At 74.6% G+C, this 20,579-nt stretch carries 3 protein-coding genes; 1 reads left to right on the top strand and 2 read right to left on the bottom strand.

The features are described from left to right. The first annotated feature begins 20 nt into the window (after positions 1–20). A complete protein-coding gene (locus IE275_RS02355) occupies positions 21–1,091 on the top strand; it encodes an iron-siderophore ABC transporter substrate-binding protein (protein ID WP_189706889.1) in 1,071 nt (356 codons plus the stop codon). A 75-nt stretch (positions 1,092–1,166) separates the two neighbouring features. Here the strand turns inward: IE275_RS02355 and IE275_RS02350 are convergent, their stop codons facing one another. Beyond that, positions 1,167–1,376: an MbtH family protein gene (locus IE275_RS02350; protein WP_189706887.1), complete on the bottom strand. Its 210-nt coding sequence runs from the start codon at positions 1,374–1,376 to the stop codon at positions 1,167–1,169. A gap of 125 nt (positions 1,377–1,501) precedes the next feature. Further along, a complete protein-coding gene (locus IE275_RS02345; RefSeq protein ID WP_189706885.1) occupies positions 1,502–20,455 on the bottom strand; it encodes a non-ribosomal peptide synthetase in 18,954 nt (6,317 codons plus the stop codon). Positions 20,456–20,579 lie beyond the last annotated feature (124 nt).

The following is a 20,579-nucleotide window of genomic DNA, read 5'->3' as shown; positions in this document are numbered from 1 at the left end:
AACCTACCGAAGGACCACCGATGCCCCGCTTCCGCAGAGCGTCACGGACGGCCGCCGCCCTGGCCTCCGCACTCGTCATCCTCGCCACGGCCGCCGCCTGCGGCGGGGACGACTCGGACTCCGGCTCCTCCGGCGCCGGTTCGGAGGCCTCCTCCTCCGGGAAGTCCGCGTTCCCGGTCACCCTCACGCACAAGTTCGGCAGTACGACGATCAAGTCCGAGCCGAAGCGGATCGTCACGGTCGGTCTCACCGACCAGGACTCGGTGCTCGCCCTCGGCACGGTGCCGGTCGGCACCACCGAGTGGCTGGGCGGCTACAAGGGGGCCGTGGGCCCGTGGGCGTCCGACAAGCTGGGCGGCGCGGACGCCCCGACCGTCCTGAAGGACACCGGCACCGGCCCGCAGGTGGAGAAGATCGCCGCGCTCCGGCCGGACCTGATCCTCAGCGTGTACGGCGGCCTGACCAAGGAGCAGTACGAGTCGCTGTCGAAGTTCGCGCCCGTGGTCGCGCAGCCGAAGGAGTACAACGACTACGGCGTGCCGTGGCAGGAGCAGACCGAGACGATCGGCAAGGCCCTCGGGAAGTCGGCGGAGGCGGCCGCGGCCGTCGAGGAGACCGAGGCGAAGCTCGACGCGGCGGTGGCGGAGCACCCGGAGTTCAAGGGGAAGAGCGCCCTGATGGCCACGCCGTACGAGGGCATCTTCGTGTTCGGCAGCCAGGACCCGCGCTCGCGGCTGCTCACCGACCTCGGCTTCTCGCTGCCCGCGGATCTGGACAAGGTGATCGGCGATCAGTTCGGCGCGAACATCAGCAAGGAGCGCACCGATCTGCTGGACCAGGACGCGATCGTGTGGATGGTCGGTGATGTCACCAAGGACGCCGCGAAGCTGCACAAGGACGCCACCTACAAGGATCTGAAGGTGGTCTCCGAGGGCCGTGAGGTCTATGTCCACGAGACGAGCGACTACGGCAGCGCCGTGTCGTTCGGTACGGTCCTCAGCCTGCGGTACGAGATCGAGCGGCTGGTGCCGCAGCTGGCGGCGGCGGTCGACGGCAAGCCGGCCACGAAGGTGGAACAGCCCGCGTCCTGACGCGGGAGCGGTGAGCGAGGACGAAGGGGGCCGACGGTGTCGGCCCCCTTCGTCGTGTCCCGCGTCCGCCGCCGGTCAGCCCTCCATCGCCTCGGCCAGGCTGCGCGGCCGCATGTCGGTCCAGTTCGCCTCGACGTGGTCCAGGCACTCCTGGCGGGGAGCGGGCCCGTGGACGGTCCGCCAGCCGGCCGGCACGTCCACGAAGTCCGGCCACAGGCTGTGCTGGTTCTCGTCGTTGACGAGCACCAGGTAGACGCCCTCGGGGTCCTCGAACGGGTTGCTCATGCCATTCCTCTCGTTGCCCTCGCGGTCCTCACCGCTCCTGCTTCCTCACCGGACGGTGTCCTCACCGAACGGTCTGCTCACCGAGCGGCTTCCGACCTGGCGGCCTCCGCGCCGCCTGTGCCGCCTCACCCCTCCCGCTCGTCCCGCGCACGGGCGACCAGGCCCTCCAGTGCCCGGAACCACGTGCCCGCGAGGTCCTCGACGGTCTCGCGTGCCAGCAGTCCCTCCGGATAGGACCAGTGGGCGGCCAGTACCGGGCCGTCCGCCCGGTCCTCGGTCACGACGTTGACGCTCAGGGCGTGGCCCTCGCGCATCGCCGCCTCCGGGCCGATGTCGGCCGCGTCCTCCTCGGGCGCGTACGACCAGTCGGTCTCCTCCGGGATCCCGAACCGGCCCAGGTAGTTGAACTCCACGCGGGCCTGCTCCCGGCCCGCGAGGGCCTCGCGGGTGCGGGGGTTGAGGTGGCGCAGCAGGCCGTAGCCGACGCCGTTCGCGGGGAGTGACGCCAGGTGCTCGCGGACCCTGCGCACGGCGTCCTCGGCGGCCGCGCCGCCGGCGAACGCCTCGGCCGGGTCGACCGGACCGGCGTCGAGCCGGACGGGGAACACGCTGGTGAACCAGCCGACCGTGCGGGACAGGTCGACGTCGTCCCCGGCGAGTTCCTCCTCGCGGCCGTGGCCTTCGAGATCGACCAGGATCGAGCGGTCCGAGCCGCCGGAGCGGCGGCGCCAGTCCGCGAAGGCCAGGGCGAGACCGGCGAGGAGGACGTCGTTGACGGCCGCGCCGAACGCGGCGGGCACGGTGGACAGCAGCGGTCCCGTGCGGTCGGCGGGCAGCCGCAGGACGACCTCGCGCCGGGTCGCGGTGGTGTCGCGGTCCGGGTCGGGCGCGCGCAGCAGCGGGAGCGGTTCGGTGCCGCCGTCCAGGATGTCCGTCCACACGGGGAGTTCCGCCTCCCGCTCCGGAGTCCGGGCGAGGGTGGTGAGCAGGCGGGACCAGCGGGCGAAGGAGGTCTCCACGGGGGCGAGCTCCGCCGGACGCCCGGCGCGCACCTGCTGCCAGGCCGCCGCGAGGTCCGGCAGCAGCACCCGCCAGGACACGCCGTCGACGACGAGGTGGTGGGCCATCAGCAGCAGCCGGCCCGGCGCGTCGCCCGCGTCGAACCAGACGGCCCTGACCATGGCGCCCGTGTCCGGGTCGAGCAGGGCCCGCGCCGCGTGCGCGTGCCGCCGTACGGTCTCGCCGAGTTCCCGTGCGTCCAGGCCGCTGACGTCGACCCGGTCGAGCAGGTCCGCGGCGTCGGCCGTGCCGGTGGGCGGTACGTGCAGCGACCAGTCCTCGGTGTCCTCGCGGGAGGGCCGTACGAGGGTGGCGCGGAGCAGGTCGTGGCGGTCGGCGAGGGCCTGGAGCACGGCGGTCAGGCCGGGCAGGTCCAGGTCGGCGGGGGTGCGCACGAGCGCCGCCTGGTGGTAGCCGGCGAACGGGCCGCCGAGTTCGCGCAGCCAGTGCATCACCGGGGTGAGCGGCACGGTGCCGGTGCCGTCGTCCTCGCGGCGCGGCACGGAGGCGTCGGCCGTCTCGGCGACCGTGCCCAGCGCGGCGACCGTACGGTGGCGGAACACGAGCCGGGGGCTGATGCGCAGACCCGCCGCGCGGGCCCGGCCGACGAGCTGCATGGCGACGATGCTGTCGCCGCCGAGGGCGAAGAAGTCGTCGTCCACGCCCACGCGTTCGAGGCCCAGCACCTCCGCGAAGACCGCGCAGAGGAGGTGTTCCACGGGGGTGGCGGGGGCGCGCCCGGAGGACAGGGCGGTGAAGTCGGGTGCGGGCAGCGCGGCCCGGTCCAGCTTGCCGTTCGCCAGCTGCGGGAACCGTTCCAGCGTCACCACGGCCGCCGGGACCATGTGGTCGGGCAGCCGTGCGGCGACATGGCCGCGCAGGCGGGCGGGGTCCGCCGCGGCCTCCGGGGCGGGGACGACGTAGGCCACGAGCTGCTTGCGCGGGCCGTCCTGACGGACGGTCACCAGTGCCTGGGTGACGTCGGGATGGGTGGTGAGGGCGGCCTCGATCTCGGCGGGTTCGATGCGGAAGCCACGGATCTTGACCTGGTCGTCGGCGCGGCCGAGGTAGTCGAGGCGCCCGTCTGCGGTCCAGCGGGCCAGGTCGCCGGTGCGGTACAGGCGTGCGCCGGGCGGGCCGAACGGGTCGGCGACGAACCGCTCGGCCGTCAGCGCGGGGCTGCCGAGGTAGCCGCGGGCGAGACCGCCGCCCGCCAGGTACAGCTCGCCGGGGACGCCCGGCGGCAGCGGCTGGAGCAGGTCGTCCAGTACGTACGCGCGGGTGCCGGTCACCGGGCGTCCCACCAGCGGGCGCGCGCTGTCGCGGACACGGGCCACGAGGGCGTCGACGGTCGACTCGGTCGGCCCGTACAGGTTGAACGCCTCAGTGCCGCGCAGCGCGGCGAGGCGCTGCCACAGGGCGACCGGGACGGCCTCGCCGCCCACGCCGACGACCGCGAGGGGGCAGTCGTCGCCCCGCAGCAGGCCGCTGTCGGCCATCTGCGCGAAGAACGACGGGGTGACCTCCAGGAAGTCGAGGCCGTGGCGCCGCACGGCCTCGGTGACCAGGTCGGGGTCGCGCCGCACCTCCTCGGACAGGATGTGCACGCAGTGCCCGTCCAGCAGCCACAACTGGGGCTGCCAGGAGGCGTCGAAGAAGAACGACCAGGCGTGCCCGACCCGCAGATGGCGGCGTCCGGCGGCTTCGACGGCCGGGGCGTGGAGGGTCTCGCGGTGGCTGTGGAAGAGGTTGCCGAGACTCTCGTGGGTGATCACGACGCCCTTGGGGCGGCCGGTGGAGCCGGAGGTGTAGATGACGTAGGCCGGGTGGTGGGGCGTCAAGGGTGCGATGCGGTCGGCGTCGGTGAGGCCGGCCGGGTCCTGGGCCGCGATCCGCTCGCGGGTCGCGGGGTCGTCCAGCCGGAGCGGCGCGGTGCCGGGCGGCAGGGTGGCGGCGAGGTCGCCGGTGGTGAGGGTGAGGACCGGCCGGGCGTCGGCGAGGATGTCGGCGGTGCGTTCCACGGGGGCGTCGGGGTCCAGCGGAAGATAGGCGGCGCCGGCCTTGTGGACCGCGAGGACGGCGGTGAGGAAGTGGGCGGTGCGCGGCAGGGCGAGGGCCACGAACCGCTCCGGTCCCGCGCCGCGCTCGACGAGCAGGCGGGCCAGCCGGTTGGCGTCCGCGTCGAGCCGGGCGAAGGTCAGCTCGACGCCGTCGGAGGCCGCCGCGGGCAGGTCGCCGTGGCGGCGGGCCTGTTCCTCGAAGAGGGCGGGCACGGTGGTCGGTCCCGCGGTGAGGGGCCGGCTGTGCCAGCCGTCGAGGAGGCGGGCCCGTTCGTCCGGGCCGAGGATGTCGATCCGGCCGAGCGCCAGGTCCGGGTCGGCGGTGACGGCCCGCAGGACGCGCCGGAGGCGGTCGGCGAAGGACCGGGCGGTGGCGGGGTCGAACAGGTCGGCGCTGTATTCGAGGACGCCGTCCACGCCGGTGCCGTCGCCGCGTTCCACGAAGTCGAAGGAGAGGTCGAACTTGGCGGTGGTCTGCGCCACGTCGTCCCGGTGGGCGCGCAGCCCGGGGAGGGTGGTCTCGTCGCCGCCGGACGCGAGGTGGACGACCATCACCTGGAACAGCGGGTGCCGGGCGAGGGAGCGGGCCGGGTTGAGGGCGTCCACCAGCCGCTCGAACGGCACGTCCTGGTGGTCGAAGGCGGCGAGGTCGGATTCCCGGACGCGGGCGAGGAGCTGACGGAACGTCGGATCGCCGGAGGTGTCGGTGCGCAGGACCAGGGTGTTGAGGAAGAACCCGACGAGCTCGTCGAGGGCCGCGTCGGTGCGGCCGGAGATCGGGCTGCCGAGCGGGATGTCGGTGCCGGCGCCGAGCCGGGTGAGCAGGGTGGCGACGGCGGCCTGGAGGACCATGAACACGCTGACGCCGTTGTCCCGGGCCAACGCGTGCAGCCCGGCGGCCAGTTCGGCGTCGAGGGACAGGTCGGCGGAGCCGCCCCGGTAGCTCGACTCCAGGGGGCGGGGCCGGTCGACGGGCAGGGCCAGTTCCTCGGGCAGGCCGGCCAGTGTCCGCTTCCAGTAGGCGATCTGACGGGCCGACAGGCTCTGCGGATCCCGTTCGTCGCCGAGGACGTCCCGCTGCCACAGTGTGTAGTCGGCGTAACTCGCGGGAAGCGGCAGCCAGTCGGGCGTGCGCCCGGCCGTGCGGGCCGCGTACGCGAGGGCCAGGTCCCGGTTGAGGGGACCCTCCGACCACTCGTCGCCGGCGATGTGGTGCAGGAGCAGCAGGAGGGTCCAGTCCTCGTCGCCGGTGCGGAACACCTGGACGCGCAGCGGGGGTTCGCGGTCCAACTCGAAGCCGTACGCGCCGGCCTCGGCGAGCAGTTCGGGCAGCAGGTCGTCGTCGGTGTCGGTCACCTCGAACGGGATGCGGGCCTCGTCGGGCGTCAGCACGAGCTGGTGGGCCCGGCCCTCGTCGTCGGGGAAGACCGTGCGCAGCGTCTCGTGCCGGACGACGACGTCGTGCACCGCGGCCCGCAGCGCGTCGACGTCCAGCTCCCCGGTCAGCCGCCAGGCCGAGGGGATGTTGTACGTCGCGCTGGGGCCCTCCACCTGGTACAGCACCCACAGGCGCTGCTGGGCGGAGGACAGCGGCAGCGGGCCGGTGCGCTCCCGAGCGGTGAGCGGCGGGCGGGCCGCCGCGGCCGCGTCCGTGAGGTGTCGGGCGAGCCGGGCCGGGGTCGGGGCGTCGAAGACCGTGCGCAGCGACACCTCGGCGCCGAGCGCGGCGCGGATCCGAGCGGTCAGCCGCATGGCGAGCAGCGAGTGGCCGCCCAGGTCGAAGAAGTCGTCGTCGACGCCGGCCCGGTCGACGCCGAGGACATCCGCGAACAGCCCGCACAGGATCTCCTCGCGGGGGTCGCGGCCCCGGCCGCCGAGGCCCCCGCCGGACGTGAGGTCGGGGGCGGGCAGGGCCCTGCGGTCGAGCTTCCCGTTCGGCGTGAGGGGCAGCGCGTCCAGCGTGACGAAGGCGGCGGGGACCATGTGTCCGGGCAGCGCGGCGGCGGCGTGCCGGCCCAGCTCCGCCGGGTCCGTGACCTCACCGGCGGCCGGGACGACGTACGCCACGAGCCGTTGGCCGTGCGGGACGACGACGGTGTGGGCGACGGAGGTGTGCCGTACGAGGACCGCCTCGATCTCGCCGGGCTCGACGCGCACACCGCGGATCTTCACCTGGTGGTCGGTGCGGCCCAGGAAGTCGAGCGAGCCGTCGGGCAGCCGGCGGGCCAGGTCGCCGGTGCGGTACATACGGGCGCCGGGCGGTCCGTACGGATCGGCCACGAAGCGCTCCGCGGTGAGCGCCGGACGGGCGAGGTAGCCGCGGGCCAGCTGGACGCCCGCCAGGTACAGCTCGCCCGCGACGCCCGGAGGGACGGGCCGCAGCCCGGCGTCCAGGACATGGGCGCGCGTGTTCCACACGGGGCGTCCGATCGCCACGCGTTCGGTGCCCGGCGGCACCTCGGTCGCGGTGACGTCGACGGACGCCTCGGTCGGCCCGTACAGGTTGTGCAGCGCGGCCGGCAGGACCCGGTGGAAGCGCTCGGCCACCGCGCCGGGCAGGGCCTCGCCGCTGCACAGCACCCGGCGCAGGCCGGTGCACGCCGCCGCGGCGGGCTCCTCCAGGAACACCTGGAGCATGGACGGCACGAAGTGCGCCGTGGTCACGCCCTGCTCCTGGATCAGCCGGGCGAGATAGGCCGGTTCCCGGTGGCCGTCCGGCCGGGCGACGACCAGGGCGGCGCCGGTGATCAGCGGCCAGAAGAACTCCCACACCGACACGTCGAAGCCGGCCGGTGTCTTCTGCAGCACCCGGTCCTCGGCGGTCAGACGGTACGTGTCCTGCATCCACAGCAGGCGGTTGACGATGCCTTCGTGCGGGACGACCACGCCCTTGGGGCGGCCCGTCGAGCCGGACGTGTAGATGACGTAGGCGGGGCCGGACGGCTCGTGGAAGGCGGGCGGTTCGCCGGCCGGGCCCTCGGGCAGGGCCCCCTCGATCACGCACACCGGGCGGGCCTCCTCCAGCATGAGGGCACGCCGCTCCGCCGGCTGGTCGGGGTCCAGCGGCAGGTAGGCGCCGCCCGCGCGGTGCACGGCCAGCAGCGCCACCACGAGGTCCACCGAGCGCGGCAGGGCCACCGCCACCGTGCGCTCCGGGCCCACCCCCATGCCCGCCAGGACCCGGGCCGTCCGCTCGACCCGGGCGTCCAGCTCCGCGTAGGTCAGCCGCCGTTCCGCGAAGACCAGCGCCGTGGCGTCCGGGGTACGCGCCGCCTGGGCACGGAACAGTTCCGGCAGGGTGGTCGCCGGCACGTCGTGCGCCGTGTCGTTCCACCGGGTGCGGACGGCCTCCCGCTCGTCGTGCGTGAGCACCTCCAGCTCCCGTACGGGGCGGTCGGGTTCCGCCGCGACCTGCTCCAGCAGCCGGACCAGCCGGGCGGCGAGCCGCTCGGCCGTCGGGGCGTCGCACAGGTCGCGGGCGTACTCCAGGAGCAGGAGCAGCCGGTTGCCCTCCGCTTCGTCGACGAACGTGAAGTGCAGGTCGAACTTGGCCATGCCGGTGTCCATGTCGAACCACTCGGTCGGCATGCCGAGCACGTCCGGGTCGCCGCCGGGGCGCAGGTGGTAGCCGAGCATGACCTGGAACAGCGGATTGCGGCCGGCCTTGCGGGGCGGGTTGAGCGCCTCGACGACCTGGTCGAAGGGCAGGTCCTGGTGCTCGAAGGCCTCCAGGGACGTTTCCCGGACCCGGGCCAGGAGCCGGCGGAACGTCAGTCCGTCGCCCGACAGGTCGGTGCGCAGGACGAGGGTGTTGACGAAGAAGCCGACCAGGTCGTTCAGCCGGTCGTCGGTGCGGCCCGCGATGGGCGCTCCCAGCGGGATGTCGTCCCCGGCGCCGAGCCGGTGCAGCAGGGCCGCGGTGGCGGCCTGGAACAGCATGAACATGCTGGTTCCGGTGGCGCCGGACAGCTCGCGCAGGGCCCGCGCGGTGCCGGCCGCGAGCTCCACGCCGACCTTCCCGCCACGCCCGCCGGGCAGGTCGGGCCGGCTCCGGTCGAGCGGCAGGGTCAGTTCCTCGGGAAGGTCCCGCAGGGCCCGCTTCCAGTGGGCCAGCTGCTCGTCACCGACCTGCTCGAGCAGCGTGCCCTGCCAGAGGGTGTAGTCGGCGTACTGGACCGGCAGGGGCTCCCACCGCGGGGCGCGGCCGGCCCGGCGGGCCTCGTAGGCGGTGGTGAGGTCGGCGAGGAAGGGCCGGTCCGACCACTCGTCGGTGGTGATGTGGTGCAGCACCACCGCCACCACGTGGTCCTGCGGGGCCACCCTCAGCACCTCGGCGCGGACCGGCAGGCCGGTGGCGAGGTCGAACGGGCGGCGCTGCGCGGCCGCGATCCGCGCGGCCAGCTCGTCCTCGGCGACGTCGTCGACGGAGAACTCCGGCTCGGCCTCGTCCGGCGGCAGGATCTGCTGGTACGGCACTCCGTCCAGCTCCGGGAACCGTGTGCGCAGGGCTTCGTGGCGTGCGGTGACATCGCCGAGCGCCGTGCGCAGCGCGAGCAGGTCCAGCGGGCCGCGGAGGCGGAACACCAGCGGGAAGTTGTACGCGACCCCGCCCCCGGTGATCCGCTCGACCAGCCACAGCCGCCGCTGGGCGGCCGACAGGGGGATGCGCGCCGGACGGGCGGTCACCGGCGTCGGCGCGGGACGGGCGGGGCGCCGCCCGGTGTCCGCCCGCAGGGCCAGCGTCTCCGGGGTGGGCGCCTCGAACAGGTCACGGATGGCGAGTTCGGCGCCGAGTTCGGTACGGGCCCGGCTGATCAGCCGGGTCGCCAGCAGGGAGTGGCCGCCCAGGTCGAAGAAGTTGTCCTCCGCGCCGGTCCGGGGCAGCCCCAGCACCTCGGCGAACAGGCGGCACAGCACCTCCTCGACGGGGGTGCGCGGGCCGCGCCCGGCCGACAGCGCGACCGCCGGCTCGGGGTCCGGCAGGGCGCGCCCGTCGAGCTTGCCGTTGTCGTTCATCGGCAGGCCGGGCAGCACCACGAAGGCGGCGGGCACCATGTAGCCGGGCAGCCGCTGCCCGAGGTCGTCCCGAAGCCGCCGGACGAGCGCGGTGTGGCCGCGGCCGGCCGCCGGGGTGTTGGCGTACGGCGTGTCCTCGCGGTCGGCGCGCGCCCGGTACAGGCCGGCCGTGCGAGGGGTGCCGGTGCCGGGGACGAACACGGCGTCGTAGCGGCCGGGTTCGTCGGACCAGGTGGTCAGCAGCCGGTAGCCGGCCGCGCGGGCGGTCTCCCGCAGGTCCTCCGGTTCCACGCCCGTGGCGTCGAGGGCGGTGGGGCGGCCGGTGTCCAGGGCGCGCAGGGTGGCGAGGTCGCCGGCCGTGCGGGCGTCCGGGACGCGGCGCACCCGGAGCGGTCCGGTGCCGTCGAGCCGGGCCCGGAGCGCGTCCGGCCCGGTCCAGTCGACGGCCGGGGCGCCGTCCAGGGCGAGCGCGTCGCCCTCGTACAGCACGACGTCGTAGCGGTAGCGGGACAGCTCGTTGTGGTGGCGGCCCGCCTTGGTGCGCAGGTCGACGCCGACGCCGAGGGTGGTGAACCAGTCCGGGTCGACGAGGAGTTCCTTCTCCAGGACGAGGCCCCGCTCCACGGCCCGGCGCAGCGCCTCGGGTTCCGTGTCGGTGTCGGCGCGGGCGGCCTGGATGCCGGCCTGGAACACCCGCGCCTGGCGCAGGTCGCGCACATCGCCGAGGAACAGGGCGCCGCCGGGCGCGAGCAGTCCGAGGGCGCCGCGGATCACCTGGTGCAGGTGGTCCAGGCTCGGGAAGTACTGGAGGACGGAGTTGATGACGATCGTGTCGAAGTATCCGGTGGGCAGACCGTCCGTCACCTCGGCCGCCTGGCAGCGGAGTTCGACCTTGGCGGCCAGGGCGGGGTCGGTCCGGACGCCCTCACCGAGCTTGCGGATGACGGGGGCGGCGAAGTCGGTCGCCCAGTAGGCCTCGGCGTCCGGGGCGAGCCGGGAGAGCAGCAGGCCGGAGCCGACGCCGATCTCCAGGACGCGCCGGGGCCGCAGTTCGCGGATGCGGGCCACGGTGGCCTCACGCCACTCGCGCATGTGCTCGACGGGGATGGGGGTGCCGTCGTAGGAGCTGTCCCAGCCGGCGAAGTCCTCGGTGAACAGGGCGGTGCCGATCTCGGTGTACTCGGCGGAGTAGATCTCCCGCCATTCGCCGATCTGCTCCCGCTCGGCCGACTCCCGTGCCTCGGCGTCGGGTTCGGCCGGGACGACGTAGGCCACCAGCCGCTGGGTGCCGGGGGCGTGGGTGTCGTCGCGGGCGAGGACGGCGGCCCGGGAGACCTCGGGGTGCTGGGCGAGGGCGGTCTCGATCTCGCCCAGTTCGACCCGGTGGCCGCGGATCTTGACCTGGTCGTCGGTGCGGCCGAGGAAGTCGAGGTTGCCGTCGGGGCGGCGGCGTACCAGGTCGCCGGTGCGGTACATGCGCTCGCCGGGCAGGCCGTGGGGGTCGGCGACGAAGCGTTCGGCGGTCAGGCCGGGCCGGTCGAGGTAGCCGCGGGCCAGGCCCACGCCGGCGATGTACAGCTCGCCCGCCACGCCGTCCGGCACGGGCCGCAGCCAGGTGTCGAGGATGCGGGCGCGGGTGGCGCGGATGGGCTTGCCGACGGTCGGGGTGGCGCTGTCGTGGGTGCCGCCGCCGAGGGTGTTGATGGTGTACTCGGTGGGCCCGTACAGGTTGTAGCCGTAGGTGCCCTCGGTGTCCCGCAGGGTGTTCCACACCGTCTCGGTGACGGCCTCGCCGCCGAGCAGCACCAGCGGCGGCCGGTGGCCCTCCAGCAGGCCTTCCTCCAGCAGGAGATGGGCGTAGGTCGGGGTCACGTTCACCACGTCGACGCGGTGTTCCTCGCAGTACGCCACCAGGGCGATGGCGTCCCGCCTCAGCTCCTCGTCGCAGATGTGCACTTCGTGTCCCTCGACGAGCCAGAGCAGCTCCTCCCAGGACATGTCGAAGGCGAAGGACACGGTGTGCGCGATGCGCAGCCGCCGTCCGCCGGCCGCGGCGATGGCGGGCGCGAAGATCTCCTTCTGGTGGTTGAGCTGCATGTTCGTCAGACCGGTGTACGGCGTGACGACGCCCTTGGGGCGGCCGGTGGAGCCGGAGGTGTAGATGACGTAGGCCGGGTGGTCCAGGCTGAAGGACACCGTGACGGCCTCGCCGGACAGCGCGGCCAGTTCGGCGGCGGTGTCCGGGTCGTCGAGCAGCACCCGCGGGAGGTCCCCGGTGAGGGTGTCCGACACGGCACGGCGGGAGAGCAGGAGCAGCGGGCGGGCGTCGGCGAGCATCAGGGAGAGGCGTTCGGCCGGGTGGTCGAGTTCCAGCGGCAGGTAGGCGGCGCCGGTGCGCAGGACGGCGAACAGGGCGACCACGGTGTCGAGGGAGCGGGGCAGGCCGAGGGCGACGACCCGCTCGGGTCCGGCGCCGTGGGCGATCAGCAGCCGGGCCATGCGATTGCAGCGCGCGTCGAGTTCGGCGTAGGTGAGGGTGGCGGTGCCGAAGACGAGGGCCGTGTCGTCGGGGGTGCGGGCGGCCTGGGCGGCCAGCAGGTCGGCGATCGTCTCGTGCGGCACCGGATGGCGCTGCTCGGCCTCCTCGCGGGCCAGCAGGGCGGCCTCGGCGGGGAGCAGTCCGTCCAGCGAGCCGACCGGGGCGGACGGGTCGGCGACCAGCCGTGCGACCAGCAGGACGAACCGGTCCAGCAGCCCGCGCGCGTACGTGTCGTCGAGGACGTCGGGCCGGTAGGCGAGGGTGACGCGGACGCGCTCGCCGGGGGTGACGACCAGGTTGGCCGGGTAGTGGGTGGCGTCCACGTTGGCGACGGCCGTCGCGCCGTGGCGGTCGCGCAGCTCGGCGAGCCGCTCGTCGGTGTCGGCGTTGCGCAGCACGAACAGGGTGTCGAACAGCCGGCGGTGTCCGGTCTCGGCCTGGAGGACGCCCAGGCCCAGGTATTCGTACGGCATCAGGGCGAGCCGCTCGCCCTGGATGCGGCGGAGCAGGCCGAGGACCGGTTCGCGCGGGTCGAAGGCGATCCGGGCGGGCACGGTGTTGAGGAACATGCCGATGACGTTCTCGACGTCCGGGACCTCGCTCGGGCGGCCGGCGACGGTGGTGCCGAAGGCGATGTCGGTCCGGCCCGTCACGGCGGCCAGCGCCAGGCCCCAGGCCGCGTTGAGCACCGTGTTCAGGGTGAGTCCGTGGCGGCGGGCGGTGTCGCGCAGCCGCTCGCCCACCTCCGGGTCGAGGACGGCGTCCAGCTGCTCGGGGATCACCGGTTCGCGGCCCCGGTCGGAGACGCCAGGCGCCAGCAGGGTGGGCTCCTCGAAGCCGGACAGGGCGGTGCGCCAGGCGCGGGTGGCCTCCGTGTCGTCCTGGTGCTCCAGCCAGGTCAGGTAGTCGCGGTAGGAGCCGGGCTCGGCGAGGTCCGCCGGGTCGCCCCCGTTCTCGTACAGGGCGAACAGCTCGTCGAGGAACAGCCAGGCGGACCAGCCGTCCCACAGGATCAGATGACGGCCGATCACCAGTCGGTCGCCCCGCCCGTCGCCGAGCCGGACGAGGAGCATGCGGAAGAGCAGCGGGCTGGTCAGATCGAAGCGGCGGGAGCGCTCCTCGTCCATCAGCTCCCGCAGCCGCGTGTCCTGTGCGGCCGGATCGAGGGCGGACAGGTCGACCTCGGTCAGCGGGATCTCCGCGTCGCGCACGATGAACTGCACCGGCTGGCGCAGTCCTTCGCTGGTGAATCCGGCGCGCAGGCTGGGGTTGCGGGCGAGCAGGGTGCGGGTGGCGGCGGTCAGTCGTGCGGTGTCGACGCGTTCGGCGACGTCGAAGGACTCGTGGACGGTGTAGACGTCGAGGATGCCGTCGTCGTAGGTGGAGTGGAAGAACAGGCCCTCCTGGAGGGGGGCGAGCGGCCACACGTCCTCGATGCGGCCGGGGGCCAGGCGCTCGACGTGGGCGCGTTCCTCCTCGGTGAGGGTGAAGGCGGGGGCAGCCTCCACGGCCTCCACGGCCTCCGCGGCCTCGGCCCCGTCCACGGTCGCGGCGGCGGTCGCGGCGGCGGTCGCGGCGGCGGTCGCGGCGGCGGCGAGGGCCGCCGGGGTGCGGTGTTCGAAGACGTCACGCGGGTCGAGGGCCAGGCTCGCGCGGCGGGCGCGGCTGGAGACGGCGATGGAGGTGATGCTGTCGCCGCCGAGCAGGAAGAAGTCGTCGTCCACGCCGACGTCGGGGAGCTTCAGCACGGCGGCGAAGATCTCCGTGAGCAGCTGTTCGCGCGGGTTCCCGGGGGCGCGGGCCTCGGCGCGGACGGCCTGCGGGGCCGGCAGCGCGGCCCGGTCCAGCTTGCCGCTGGGAGTGAGCGGCAGCGCGTCGAGGACCACCCAGGCGCCGGGCACCAGGGCGGCGGGCAGCACGCCGGCGAGGGCGTCGCGCAGGGCGGTGGCCCCGACGGGCCGCCCCGCCGGTACGACGTACGCGACGAGCGCGTCGTCCCGGACGGTCACGGCGGACTGCGCGACATCGGGCAGAGCGGTCAGCGCCGCCTCGATCTCGCCGGGTTCGATGCGGTTGCCGCGCAGCTTGACCTGGCGGTCGGTGCGGCCGAGGTACTCGATCACGCCGTCGGCCCGGCGGCGGACCAGGTCGCCGGTGCGGTACATCCGGCTGCCGGGCGGGCCGTAGGGGTCGGCCGTGAAGCGCTCGGCGGTGAGACCGGGGCGGGCGTGGTAGCCGCGGGCGAGCTGCACGCCGGTCAGGTACAGCTCGCCGGGGACGTCGTCGGGGACCGGGCGCAGGCAGGAGTCGAGCACGCGCAGGCCGGTGTTCCACACCGGGCGGCCGATGGGCACGGCGGAGCCCTCGTCGGCGGCTTCGGGGTCGTAGGGGTGGTGGGTGACGTCGACGGCCGCCTCGGTGGGGCCGTACAGGTTGTGCAGCGGGACGCCGGTCAGGGCGTGCCAGCGGGCGGCGGCGCCGGCCGGCAGGGCCTCGCCGCTGCTCAGCACACGGCGCAGCGGGGCGGCCCAGGAGGGGTCCTCGGTGACCTCGTCGGACCCGAGGAACGCCTCCAGCATGGACGGCACGAAGTGCATCGTGGTGACGTGCTCGGCGTGGACGAGTGCGGCCAGGTAGGCCGGGTCGCGATGGTCGTCGGGGCGGGCGAGGACCACGGCGGCGCCTTCGAGGAGCGGCCAGAAGAACTCCCAGACCGACACGTCGAAGCCGGCCGGGGTCTTCTGGAGCACCCGGTCCTCGGCGGTCAGCCCGTAGGCGCCCTGCATCCAGGCGAGCCGGTTGACGATGGCGCGGTGGGTGACGACGACACCCTTGGGGCGGCCGGTGGAGCCGGAGGTGTAGATGAGGTAGGCGGGGTCGTCGGGGCGGGCGGAGGTCTCCTCGCCCGTGTCGGACGACTCCTCGCCCGTGTCGGACGACTCCTCGCGCGCGTCGGGCGTCTCGTCGCCCGTGTCGAGGAGGAGGACCCGGGTGCCGTCGGCCTCCGGCAGCCGGCCGGCGGTCCCGGCCAGGGTGATCACCGTCGTGGCCCCGGAGTCGGTGAGCATGTGGGCCACCCGGTCCGCCGGGTAGTCCAGGTCGAGCGGCAGATAGGCCGCCCCGGACCTCAGCACGCCGAGCAGCGCCACCATGAGGTCCGCCGAGCGGGGCACGGCGACCGCGACGAACGCGCCGGGCCGGACTCCGCGCGCGCGGAGCCGGACGGCCAGTGCCTCGGCCCGTACGTCGAGTTCGGCGTAGGTGAGCCGTTCGGTGCCGAAGACGACGGCCGTGGCGTGCGGGGTGCGGCGCACCTGGTCCGCGAAGGCCTCGGCGAGCGTGGTCCCGGGGACCTCGCGCTCCTCGCCCCGGGGGTGGGCGCGCAGCGCCTCGTCGGCGGTGAGCAGGTCGAGCGAGGCGGCGGGCCGGGCCGGGTCCTCGGCGATCGCCTCCAGGACCCGGGCCAGCCGGTCGCCGAGGGTACGCACCCGGTCGGCGTCGAGGCGTTCGGCGTGGTGCTTGAGCCGCAGGTCGAGGCGGCGGCCGGGCTTGACGACGAGGGCCAGCGGGTAGTGGACGGCGTCGTTGAAGGCGTCGGCGGTGATCCGTACGGTGCCGGAGGCGTCGCGCAGGCCCTCCTCGGCGGGGTAGTTCTCGAACACCACGAGGGTGTCGAAGAGTTCGCCCCGGCCGGCGTGGCCGGTGAGCCGCTGGATCTCCGCCAGTCCGAGGTGCTGGTGGTCGAGGAGGCGTGCCTGCTCGTCCTGGAGCCGGGTCAGGAGGTCGCCGAAGGTCTCGCGGGGTGCCCACCGCAGGCGGGTGGGCAGGGTGTTGATGAACAGGCCGACCATCGAGGCGATGCCGTCCACCTCGCCGTCGCGGCCGGAGACCGTGGTGCCGAACACCACGTCGTCGCGGCCGGTGAGCGCGCCCACCAGCAGTCCCCAGGCGGCCTGGACGACCGTGCCGAGGGTGACGCCGTGCTCGCGGGCACGGTCGGCGAGGAGCGCGGTGGTCCGTTCGGGCAGCTCCACGCGGACGTGCGCGGGCCGTACGGGGCCCTCGACGGCCGGGGCGGCGACCAGGCGCGTGGGCGACTCCAGGCCGGCGAGCGCGGTGCGCCAGGTGGCGCGGGCGGCGTCGCGGTCCTGTTCGGCGAGCCGGCGCAGGAAGGCGCGGTACGGGGTGACGTCGGGAAGCGGCGGTGTGTCGGTGCCGTAGTACGCCATGAGTTCGCGGTGCAGGACAGGCAGCGACCAGCCGTCGGCCACGATGTGATGGAACGTCAGGACCAGTCGGCTGCGCCCGGCGCCGAGGCGGACGAGGGCGCAGCGCAGCAGCGGCGGGGCGGCCAGGTCGAAGCCGGCGGCGCGCTCGTCCTCGGCCACGGCCGCGCCGAGGCTCTCGCGGACCGTGGCGTCCTGGGCGGTGAGGTCGATCTCGCGCCAGGGCAGGACGGCGTCCCGGGTGATGATCTGCACGGGGGTGCCGTCGGAGCGTCGGCGGAACCCGGCGCGCAGGGGTGCGTGCCGGTCCAGGAGGTGCTGGGCGGCGCGGCGCAGGGTCGGGCCGTCGACCGGGCCGGAGAGGTCGAGGACCTGCTGGACCACGTAGGTGTCGCCGCCGGTGCCGCCGGTCAGGGCGTGGAAGAAGAAGCCCTGCTGGAGCGGGGTGAGGGGCAGCAGTTCCTCGACGGTGAGCGGGTCGGTGCCCTGGATCTCGGCCAGTTCGGCCGCGTCCGCCTCGACGAGGGGGGTGTCGGTGGCCGGGCCGTCGTCGTCGGTGCGGGCGAGGGCGGCCCGGGCGAGGGCCTCGACCGTGCGGTGCCGGAACACCTCGCGGGTGGTGAGGCGCAGGCCGGCTTCCCGGGCCCGCACCAGCAGGTGGATGGCGGTGATGCTGTCGCCGCCGAGGGCGAGGAAGTCGTCCTCGGCCGTCACCGAGTCCAGGCCCAGCACCTCGGCGTACAGACCGCAGAGCAGCTTCTCGCGGGGGGTGCGCGGGGGGCGTCCGGAACTCATCGCCGCGTAGTCCGGGGCGGGCAGGGCGCGGGCGTCGATCTTGCCGCTGGGGGTGACGGGCAGGGCGTGCAGGGGCACGAAGGCGGACGGGACCATGTGGTCGGGCAGCCATGCGGCGGCGTGCCCGCGCAGGGTCCGCATCAGCGCGGTGACGTCCCGGAAGGGGGCGGGCCGGTTGGCGTGGGCGTAGTCGCCGGCGGTGCGGTAAAGGCCAGCGGGTTCCCCGGCGGCCGGGGTGCCGGGGACGAGCAGGGCGTCGAACGCGCCGTCGTCGGAGGCGCCGTTCCAGGTGGTCACGGCGCGGTAGCCGTGGGCGGCGGCGACGGCGTGCAGGGCCTCGGGGTCGGTGCCGGGGGCGGCCTCGCGGCTGCTGCCGTCCAGGGCGCGCAGGGCGGCGAGGTCGTCGGTGAGGCGGGCGTTGGGCACCCCCGTGATCCGCAGCCGGTCCTGCCGTCCGGCGAGCAGGCCGGCGAGCCCGGTGAGGCTGCCGCCCGTCTCGCTCCACGGGACCTCCCGCTCGGCGGGCACGGCGGCCGCGGGTGCGGGTGCGGCGGGGCGCAGGACGACGTCGTAGCGGTAGCGGCTCAGCTCGTTGTGGTGGGCGGCCCGCTTGAGGCGGATGTCGGCGTCGAAGCCGTCGAGGTCGGCGAAGAAGTCCGGGTCCAGGAGGAGTTCGCCCTCCCAGCGCACCGACCGCTCGACGGCCTCGCGCAGGGCGCTCTTGTCCTCGGGGTCGTGGCCGCCCGCCGCACGCCGGGTCTCCACGGCCGCGCGCAGGGTGCGCAGCAGCCGCAGGTTGCGTACGTCGCCGACGAGGATCCGTCCGCCGGGGGCGAGGAGGGCGGCGGCGTGGCGCAGGACGTCGGCGAGGTAGTCCGCGCTCGGGAAGTACTGGACGACGGAGTTGATGACGATCGTGTCGAAGAAGCCGGCGGGCAGCCCGTCGGTGTCGTGCGCGGGCCGGGCGCTCAGCTCGACCTTGGCGGCCAGTTCGGGGAACTCCTCCACCTGGGCACGCAGGGCGGCGATCGCCTCGCCCGACAGGTCGGTGCCCCAGTAGGACGTGCACTCGGGGGCGACGGCGGACAGGATCAGGCCGCTGCCGACGCCGATCTCCAGCACCCGGCGGACGTCGCCGAGTTCCCGGATGCGGTCCAGGGTGGCCGTGCGCCACTCGCGCATCTCCTCGACGGGGATGGGCCGGCCGTCGTACATGCTGTTCCAGCCCGCGAAGTTCTCGCGGAGGCCGTCCGTGCGGTCGGGCGCGCCCTCGGATCCTGCGGCGCGGTACAGCAGTTCGTGCAGCTCGCGCCATCCCTCGACGCCTGCGTCCGGATCCTCGGCGGGCGGGGTGTCCAGGGCGGGGACGAGGTACGCGGCCAGCCGCCGGTCGCCGGGGCGGTCCTCGCGGACGACGACGGTGACCTGGTCGACGGCCGGGTGGGAGCGGAGCACGGACTCGATCTCGCCCGGTTCGATGCGGAAGCCGCGGATCTTGATCTGGGCGTCGGCGCGGCCGAGGAACTCCAGCCGTCCGTCGGACCGCCGGCGCACCAGGTCGCCGGTGCGGTAGAGGCGTTCACCGGGGTCGCCGTAGGGGTCGGCGACGAACCGTTCGGCGGTCAGGGCGGGGCGCCCGAGGTAGCCGCGGGCCAGGCCGGCGCCGCCGAGGTACAGCTCACCCGTGACGCCCGGGGCGACGGGCCGCAGCCGGGCGTCGAGGACGTAGGCGCGGGTGCCGGGGTCGGGGACGCCGATCGGGACGATGGAGCCGGCCGGGATGTCCGGATCGGCCAGGCCGAGGGTGGAGTTGGTGGTCGCCTCGGTGGGGCCGTAGGCGTTGAACATCATCCGGCCGCGGGCGTAACGGCCCACCAGTTCCGGGGAGACGCGCTCGGTGCCGGCCAGCAGGGTGGCGGTGGGCGGCAGTTCGACGTCGTCGGGCATCGCCGCGAGCAGGGCGGGCGGCAGGATCATGAAGGTGATGCCGTGCCGGTGCGCGTAGTCGGCGAGCGGGGCGCCGGGCACGCGGAGTTCGGCGGGGACGACGACGAGGCGGCCACCGGAGAGCAGGCCGAGGCACAGATCCCAGAAGGCGACGTCGAAGCTGGGTGAGGCGAACTGGAGCACCCGGCTGTGCGGACCGATACCGAAACGCTCCGTCTGGGTGGCGACCAGCTTGGCGACACCGCTGTGGGCGAGGACGACGCCCTTGGGACGGCCCGTCGAGCCCGAGGTGTAGATCACATAGGCCGCGCCGAGGACCCCGAGGGGCGCGCCCCGGTCCGCGTCGGTGGGGTCGTTGGCGGGGCGCCGCGCCAACTCCGCGACCGTGCCCGGCGCATCGAGCGCCAGCGTCACGGTGCCGGTCCGCCCGGGGAGGTCGCGGGCGGTCTCCTCGTCGGTCACGAGGCAGACGGGCGCGGCGTCGTCGAGCATGTAGGCGACGCGGTCGGCGGGGTAGTCGTGGTCGATCGGCAGATAGGCCGCACCGGACTTGAGGACGGCCACCTCGGTGACGATCAGCTCGACGGACCGGGGCAGCGCCAGCGCGACGATCCGCTCGGGGCCGGCGCCCCGGGCGATCAGGGCGTGGGCCAGCCGGTTGGCCCGCTCGTCGAGTTCGGCGTAGGTGAGCCGCTCGTCCCCGAAGACCAGGGCGACCGCGTCGGGGCGGGTGCGGACCTGCTCGGCGAACATCTCGGGCCAGGTGCGGACCGGGACGGTGTGCTCGGTGGCGTTCCAGTCGAGGACGACCTGCCGGTACTCGTCGGGGTCCATCAGGGCGAGTTGGGCGACGGAGGTGCCGGGGCGCTCCAGCGCGTCGGCCAGGAGGGTCCGGTAGTGGCCGAGGATCCGTTCCACGGTCGTGCCGTCGAAGAGGGCCGGGTCGTAGGCCGCCCGTACCTCGCCCGCGGCCGTCTCCAGCAACAGGTCGACCGGGCCGGGCAGTTCACCGGCCGGCCGCCGCTCGGTGCCGAACGCCACGTTGAGCAGGAGGCCGCCGCCCCGGGTGGGCCGTGGGGTCAGTTCGTCGACGAGGAACGAGGCGGGCATCCGGTGGGCGACCGCGTCCTCGTGGGCCTCGCGCACCCGCCGCACCAGCTCGCGGAAGTTGGGTTCGTGGTCGAGGGAGACCCGCACCGGGAGCCCGTCATGACCCACGGTCAGGTCGACGGCGGAGCTGTAGCGGTGCAGCAGGGCGGCGAAGGCGGCCAGCGACTCCGCGTCGGAGGCTGCCGGCAGGCCGGTCAGGACACGGCTCTCCCGCGAGCCGGTGCCCGGTTCCGGAGCGTAGGGACGGTCGACCGGCAGCGCGGTCTCCGCCGGGAGCGGAGTGAGCGTACGACGCCAAAAGGCCAGGATTTCTTCGGACCCGCACACGCTGGTGCCTCCCCAGGCTTCGTCCCGGCATCGCGCCGGAGGATCGGCGCAATAGTAAGGTAAGGGTTACCTAATTTCACAGTGCTCACACAGGGCGATGTTCCGGGGAGTGCGACGAGCCTGA

Origin of the sequence: Streptomyces phaeofaciens, assembly GCF_014648915.1 — a bacterium.
In the GTDB taxonomy this organism is placed as follows: domain Bacteria; phylum Actinomycetota; class Actinomycetes; order Streptomycetales; family Streptomycetaceae; genus Streptomyces; species Streptomyces phaeofaciens.
This window is presented reverse-complemented; position numbering and strand designations above follow the sequence as displayed.